Consider the following 549-nt stretch of genomic DNA (forward strand, 5'->3'; position numbering starts at 1 on the left):
CCGCAGGTCACCATGTTGACGTTGCGCCTCTCGAGGTGTTCGTGGAGGTTGACGGCCGGCACCACGAACGGGCCGATCGCGGCGGGGGTGAGGTCGACCAGCGCCTTACCGTGTGGTGCCAGCAGCCGCGCGTTGTCGAGGTGCGCGGTGGCCGATGTCGCGTCGAAAATCACGGCGATATCGTCGAACTCCTGCATCGCAACTAGGCCTCGTACACCGTGCGCGGTGGTCGGCACACCGAGCCGCTGAGCCCGGCGCAGGCCGTCGGAGTCCGGGTCGATGCCGACCATCGCGCCCATCTCGAGGTGCTCCGACAGCCGCAGTACCTTGATCATCAGGTCCGTGCCGATATTGCCCGAGCCGATGACGGCGACCTTGGTGCGTGTCATGGCGTCACCTCTGCGAAAGACACCGCGACCGAACCGATTCTGTCAATTTCGGCCGCGTAACTGCTGCCCGGGCGGACCGGGACCATGGGGCCCAGCGCACCGGAGAGCACAATCTGGCCGGCGCGCAACGGGGAGCCGTTGTCCTGGGCGGTGCGGGCCA

2 pseudogenes are annotated in these 549 nt (G+C 67.4%); both read right to left on the minus strand.

Annotation, left to right across the window (positions count from 1 at the left end):
* Positions 1–389 (minus strand): annotated as a pseudogene (locus F6Q13_RS20005) (acetaldehyde dehydrogenase); the annotation flags it as partial.
* Positions 386–549 (minus strand): annotated as a pseudogene (locus tag F6Q13_RS20010) (2-keto-4-pentenoate hydratase); the annotation flags it as partial. The pseudogenes F6Q13_RS20005 and F6Q13_RS20010, both read right to left, overlap by 4 nt.

The organism is Mycobacterium sp. (assembly GCF_008709575.1).
In the GTDB taxonomy this organism is placed as follows: Bacteria; Actinomycetota; Actinomycetes; order Mycobacteriales; family Mycobacteriaceae; genus Mycobacterium.